The 4,245-nt window shown below is 49.0% G+C and carries 5 protein-coding genes; 3 read left to right on the forward strand and 2 right to left on the reverse strand.

The window, feature by feature from the left end:
* On the reverse strand, positions 1–356 hold a 356-nt coding region (locus AC1DUA_RS29910), incomplete at its 3' end, for an AbrB family transcriptional regulator (RefSeq protein WP_477503205.1).
* A complete protein-coding gene (locus AC1DUA_RS29915; protein ID WP_477503206.1) occupies positions 353–1,057 on the reverse strand; it encodes an MBL fold metallo-hydrolase in 705 nt (234 codons plus the stop codon). The genes AC1DUA_RS29915 and AC1DUA_RS29910, both read right to left, overlap by 4 nt.
* 24 nt (positions 1,058–1,081) lie before the next feature.
* Between AC1DUA_RS29915 and AC1DUA_RS29920 the strand changes: the two genes are divergently transcribed.
* The 3 genes from AC1DUA_RS29920 to shc form a co-directional block, all read left to right on the forward strand.
* Positions 1,082–1,816, forward strand: coding sequence for a hypothetical protein (locus tag AC1DUA_RS29920; protein ID WP_477503207.1), 735 nt, complete (start codon positions 1,082–1,084; stop codon positions 1,814–1,816).
* Positions 1,817–2,037: 221 nt separating this feature from the next.
* Positions 2,038–2,259, forward strand: a complete 222-nt coding sequence (locus AC1DUA_RS29925) for a PspC domain-containing protein (RefSeq protein WP_477503208.1) — start codon at positions 2,038–2,040, stop codon at positions 2,257–2,259.
* A gap of 137 nt (positions 2,260–2,396) precedes the next feature.
* On the forward strand, positions 2,397–4,245 hold a 1,849-nt coding region (gene shc / locus AC1DUA_RS29930), incomplete at its 3' end, for a squalene--hopene cyclase (protein WP_477503209.1).

Raw genomic sequence — 4,245 nt, forward strand, 5'->3', positions numbered from 1 at the left:
GGAATGCTCCCCATCAACACCGTCGGCAGCGGCAAGCCCGATACCTTGGAGATGCAATAAGCAATGAGCGCGCTGAACAACAGCAGCAAGACTGTCATAAGAATCATGCTTGGCAATTGCTGCCCCATCTCTTGCAGTGTATTGATCGTGAATGTTAAGCCAATGGAATAACCGATGATAATCAGTGCTGTGTCGCGTAAATAACTAGGCCAAAGTGGCCTTACCTTTTTCAAAAAGCGAGCTCCCAAGAAAGCAAACATCATCGGTCCCAAGAGCCAAGGTAAGGGAGAATGAATAAAAGTGAATAACGTCCCCCCTACAAGCGACAATGCAAGTGTGACGATAAAACGAATCACGACTGCTCAGTCAATTCGGCAATACGTTGATTTACATCACTCTGTATGTGACCGCCGTGATAACAGATAACGGTCTCGATGTCGAAGGCTAACAGCTTCTTCAGCGATCTCAGTGCCTCTTCCATATTAGGTGTAACGGCTGCTCTTGGCCCCATTAATTCGCCATTATCGACGACCATGGCATCACCGGCAATCAGCGTTTTGCTCGCATGATGGTACAAACAGACATGCCCTGGCGTATGCCCCGGCGTATGAATGACGGTTAGGCCGCCTGCGATAGGCAGCTTCTCCCCATCCGCAATCGTACACTCCACGTTGGGGTGCGACGGATATAGAAAAGTCTGCTCGAATTGGTTACGGGTCACTTCCGTCAGCTGCCCTAAGAGAGCAGTCAGCCTTTCGGGGCTTACCTTAATCATCGGTTTCGCTCCATTAATGACGTCTTTATCGTCTTCATGCGCGTAGACGATTGGAGATTCGTCCTCAGCCGCCAGAAACTCGGGCAGTCCGCCAACATGATCGATATCCTGATGCGTCAAAATAATAGCGCGCAGCGGGACATTAAGAGCGCCAGCTTGCTTCGCTAACTCCCGAATTGCAGGAGCAGAACCCGGCATGCCCGTATCGATTAATACCCAGGATTCCTTGTCAAACAGAATGGTCGGATGAATCGTCATAGGTCCCAAATTTAATGCCAACATTTCAATACCTTCAGCTATTCTCATGTGATTGCCGATGCCTATCCCGCTTGTCATCAGATATTGTTAGATCAAGCAGCCGCTCTGGATCGTGGTGGAGCACAACTGAGTCTAACTCCGAAAGAAAAGCTGCGGCGGAAGATCGAATTCCAGTTGCAATATACCGTCGAGAATCATCTGTTCATGATCGACTTCAGAGAACTGCCCATAACGACCAACGAACAATTCATCGCCGCATGGAAACGGAAGAAAAACGCGCTGCACACTTGGCGCCGCGAACTGCTCATCGAAACATATGGGAAGCAGATTGAGCCTTACATTTGGGATATTGTTTCCATTTTTCGGGGAATTCATGTCGAATATTTAACTTATGTCCAGCAAAAGGTAATTGCCTTACCTATGACCGAGTTGGCTGCATTCATCGTCGATCGTTTGGATGCTTTAATCGATGATTTCATTCGGACAGCGCCGAAACCCGTTATCGATGAGACCAATACGCATTTCAACTATTTGAATCCGAGCGATTCTCCTGCCCGTCAAACCACGATTGAGCAGCTGATGACATTAATGACCGTCAAAATTGGCGAGCTGTCAAAGCCGGACAATATACGCGAGGAGCTTCAGAAGGTTACCGTATTGCTGGAGGCGGAGTGCGTTCGGCAAGTTCCCAATCCAACACTCATCAAGGTGTTCATCACCTATCTCGATGTTATTCCTGAACTACGGCCCCATCTTCGTCAGCTCAACTATCTCCTATCTTAATCGGCACAGCTCACTCATCAAAAATGAAAAAGAACCCCGCAATGATGAACTTCATTGCGGGGTTTCTTGACTTTCGTAGTGGCTCTTCCCCGCCTTAGGTCCTGTTCCCAAAACCGTCATAGGTCCGTTTTCGCAGAACCTTGCAAGAGCTACAATTAAGACATGGAAACGAAAACAATAACATTTCACATATCGCAAATTGGAGAGGAGCAATACACATTATGAATAAATTATTCCGTTCTAGAACAGACAGCAAGTTAACAGGGCTTTGCGGAGGACTAGCAGAGTGGCTTGGATTAAATGCAACGATGATTCGCTTGTTAGTCATCATCGCGGCATTGTGCAGCTTCGGAACTGTCGTACTTATCTATATGATCGGTTGCCTGCTTGTCCCTAAAGCGCCGCAAAGCCACTACGATTTTACACCTCCATATCACAATTAAAGGCTAGACATGTAAAACGTCAGTGAAAACTGGCGTTTTTTCTTGTATATCCGTACCTTAAAATGCGGCGATGTTCATATCATGTAAAGATAAAGATCCATCTAATCTTGGCTTGAAGCGGCAGGAGGACAGTATATATGCCTGTATGGAGCGAAGTGAATGAGGAAATTCGCCGCATGCGTGTTAGACTCGAGCATTGGCAGCATCAAGACGGCTCTTGGCGATTTTGCTTTGAAAATAGTCTATTAACCGACGCTTACATGATTGTCGTCCTTCGGACATTGGAAATTCCTCAGGAGGCGCTGATCAAACAATTGCATGATCGGATCGCGGCTGAACAGGGATCGAATGGCGCATGGAAAGTCTATCACGACGAAGCGGAAGGCAATTTGGACGCCACTGTGAATGCCTATTTTGCGCTATTATATTCGGGCTACAGCCATAAAACTGACGAAACGATGATGAAAGCAGCACGCTTCATCTCTTCTAAAGGCGGAATCAAGCAAGTGAAAACCTTGCTTACGAAGGTATTCCTGGCAACTGCGGGACAATATCCATGGCCCTCCTCAATGATGATTCCGCTTGAATTTCTATTGCTGCCGTCGACAGCTCCGATCAATTTTTTTGACTTCTCCGGCTTTGCCCGCGTCCACTTTGCACCCATCTTGATCATGGCTGACCTCAAATTTGTCAGGAGAAATGCGGCAACACCGGATTTATCAGACCTAACTCACCCTGTCCGCAAAGATCCTGCGTCCCCCCGTGGTTTTCAGGAGCTACTGAATGAAGTTCATAGTGGTATTAAGCAGCTAACAAGCCTTCCCCAGCAGCTTCACAAGCGAGCTGTTCGATATGCGGAAACCTATATGCTTGAGCGCATCGAAGCTGATGGAACGCTGTACAGCTACTCGACGTGTACACTGTTAATGATCTTGTCATTGCTCGCGTTAGGTTATGACAAGAACCACCCAACCATTACCGCTGCTCTGAGCGGTCTCTACTCGATGCTGTGGAACATTAACGGAAGAGTTCATCTCCAAAACTCACCTTCCACAGTATGGGATACCGCGCTGCTCGCCGCGGCACTGCAGCATGCAGGTACTCCACCAGAGCATCCTTCTATTGCGAAAGCAGTGCACTATCTACGCGGTTTACAGATGACTAAATTAGGAGATTGGAGCGTCCATGTCGCCCATCCAGTCCCCGGCGGCTGGGGTTTCTCCGAATCTAACACGATAAATCCCGACGTGGACGATACCACGGCCGCTTTGCGGGCCATTCACGCAACCACACAGCGTAATCCTGAGTTTCAAGACATATGGAACCGCGGGTTAAACTGGGTAATGTCTATGCAGAATAAAGATGGCGGCTGGCCCGCTTTCGAGAGAGGCGTTACGAATAAGCTGCTGACGCTGGTCCCTGTTGACGGCGCTTCCGCAGCTGCTATCGATCCATCTACCGCGGATCTTACCGGTAGGACATTGGAATTCCTAGGCGCAACGGCCGGCCTAGATATCAATCAAACCTTCGTACGCAGAGGTGCGGATTGGTTATTCTCGAACCAAGAGACGGATGGTTCGTGGTACGGCCGCTGGGGAATCTGCTACATTTATGGCACATGGGCTGCATYGACAGGGCTTATAGCTGTTCGAATGAAGCCAGATCACCCTGCCGTTCGTAAAGCCGTCGATTGGCTGCTAAGCATCCAAAACGAAGATGGCGGCTGGGGCGAGTCCTGCAGTAGCGATAGCTACAAACATTACATACCGCTCGGGGCTAGCACGCCCTCCCAAACTGCTTGGGCGCTCGATGCACTTATCGCGGTATGTGAAGAACCTCTGCCTGCCATTAACCAAGGCATGCAACATCTGCTCCACCTGCTGAGCAAGGATGACTGGACGACGCGGTATCCGACTGGAGCCGGGCTGCCCGGCAGTTTTTATTCCCATTATCACAGTTATCGGTATATCTGGCCCTTACTCACGC

The organism is Paenibacillus sp. 01T422, from assembly GCF_056398785.1.

Excerpts from the sequence above, each read along its gene's own strand:
- AC1DUA_RS29915 (WP_477503206.1), bottom strand. The coding sequence starts at position 1,057 with ATGTTGGCATTAAATTTGGGACCTATGACGATTCATCCGACCATTCTG.
- AC1DUA_RS29925 (WP_477503208.1), top strand. The coding sequence starts at position 2,038 with ATGAATAAATTATTCCGTTCTAGAACAGACAGCAAGTTAACAGGGCTT.